The 2,180-nt window shown below is 66.8% G+C and carries 2 protein-coding genes; both read right to left on the reverse strand.

Annotated elements, in window-relative coordinates; genetic code table 11:
• Window positions 1-63 precede the first annotated feature (63 nt).
• Window positions 64-1,653, reverse strand: coding sequence for an amino acid permease (locus tag RH90_RS00770; protein ID WP_010183276.1), 1,590 nt, complete (start codon window positions 1,651-1,653; stop codon window positions 64-66).
• Window positions 1,654-1,732: 79 nt separating this feature from the next.
• Complete coding sequence (locus tag RH90_RS00775; RefSeq protein WP_010183277.1) at window positions 1,733-2,110, reverse strand: histidine triad nucleotide-binding protein; 378 nt, start codon at window positions 2,108-2,110, stop codon at window positions 1,733-1,735.
• Window positions 2,111-2,180: the final 70 nt, after the last annotated feature.

Consider the following 2,180-nt stretch of genomic DNA (forward strand, 5'->3'; position numbering starts at 1 on the left):
ACACACACACACAAAAGCCGGGGATCGGTCCCCGGCCCTTTTTCGTCTGTACTTCCGTCCGCCTCAGCGAGCGCTCGGAGACGCCGGTTCGAGCTCGTCGTGCGAAACGCCGTCGGTCAAGCCGCGCCCGACATGGCTGCGCGAGCGGCTGTAGAGGAAATACACCACCAGCCCGATCGCGCCCCAGCCCGGCAAGACCAGGATCGCAGTCAGCGGCAGCGAGAAATACAGCCCGAGGCAGCCGATGATCGCAAGCGGCGCGATGATGTACACGGCCGGCGTGCGGAACGGGCGGCGGCGGTCGGGGTCGGTCTTGCGCAGCACCATCACCGAGACGGCGACCATGAAGAAGGCGAACAGTGTCCCCGAATTCGAATAATCGGCGAGCCTGCCGACCGGCAGCACCGCCGACGCCAGCGCCGCCCCGATCCCGGTAACGACCGTTACGACGTGCGGCGTGTGGAACTTGGGGTGCACCGAGGCGAGCTTGGCGGGGAGCAGCCCGTCGCGCGCCATCGTGAAGAACACGCGCGTCTGGCCGAACATCATCATCAGCACGACCGAGGGCAAGGCGAGGACCGCGGCGAGGCCGACAAGCCGGCCGACGCCCGGCCAGCCGATCGAGCTCAGCACATGGACCAGCGCTTCCTTCGAGCAGACCAAAGGCTCGAGCGTGCCGGCGGCGACGATGCTGGCGCAGCGCCCGGCGAGCTCGGGCGAGCCCGGCGACAGCGGGACGCCGCCGCTCATCACCGGCTGCGCGCCGATCGCGCCGATCGCGCCGGTCGCGACGAGCAGGTAGAAGATCGTGCAGATGCCGAGCGACGCGATCAGGCCGATCGGCACGTTGCGCTGCGGGTTCTTGGTTTCCTCGGCCGCGGTCGAGACCGCGTCGAAGCCGACATAGGCGAAGAAGATCGAGGCGGCGGCGCCGAACACGCCGACCGTGCCCGTCGGCATCAGCGGATCGAAATTGCTCGATTTGAGCACCGGGATCGTCAGGATCACGAAGGCGGTGAGCGCGATGATCTTGATACCGACGAGCACTGCGTTAGCGCGCGCGCTCTCGGTCGTGCCGAGCACGAGCAGCCAGGTCACCAATCCGACGATGACGACGGCCGGGACGTTGACCCAGCCACCGGTCGCCATCGCCGTTGCAAGATCGGCGTTGGGCGTGGCGCCGAAAGCGATCGCGACATGCGCCATCAGCGCATCGGCGTTACTGATCGCGGCGGGGACGTGCAGTCCGAGGCCGTCGAGCAGGCCGATGAAATGGTTCGACCAGCCGACCGCGACCGCGCTCGCGCCGACCGCATATTCGAGGATCAGCGCCCAGCCGACCATCCAGGCGAGCAATTCGCCGGTCACGGCATAGGTGTAGGTATAGGCCGATCCCGAGACCGGGACCATCGAGGCGAGTTCCGAATAGCACAGCGCGGCAACGGCGCAGACGAAGCCTGCGACGACGAAGCTCAGCAACATGCCGGGCCCGGCCTTTTGCGCGGCTTCCGAGGTCAGCACGAAGATACCGGTGCCGATCACCGCGCCGATCCCGAGCATGGTCAGCTGAAACGCGCCGAGCGATCGGTGCAGCCCTTTCTTTTCGGCGGTCGCGAGAATCGCGTCGAGAGATTTTACGCGGTCAAACAGCATTCAGTCGGATCCCCAGCAGTGGCGCTTCGCGCTCGAACCTGACGCGAGCCTAAAGCCTAAACAGGCGCGCGCAATCCCCTTAGCGCGCGAGCAGCGGGCCGAGCGGGCGGCCGGCAAAGATATGGACGTGGAGATGCGGCACCTCCTGATGCGAATCGAGCCCCGTATTGGCGAGCAGGCGATAGCCCGGCGCGACCAGTCCGGCGTCCCGCGCCACCGTGCCGACGGCGCGGACGAAGCCCGCGATCTCGGCATCCGACGCTCTGGCGCTGAAGTCGTCCCACGAGACATAGGCGCCCTTGGGGATCACCAGAATGTGCATCGGCGCCTGCGGGGCGATGTCAGGGAAGGCGATGGCGTAGTCGTCTTCGTAGAGCTTCGTCGCGGGGATCTCGCCGCGGAGGATCTTGGCGAAGACGTTCTGATCGTCATAGGCTTGCGTGGCGTTAATCGGCATTGGTTCCCCTCCCGCTTGCGGGAGGGGCTAGGGGAGGGGCTGTCCTCCAATGCTCCCGGCGGTGCGTGTT

Origin of the sequence: Sphingomonas sp. PAMC 26605 (assembly GCF_000241485.1) — a bacterium.
Taxonomy (GTDB): Bacteria; Pseudomonadota; Alphaproteobacteria; order Sphingomonadales; family Sphingomonadaceae; genus Sphingomonas.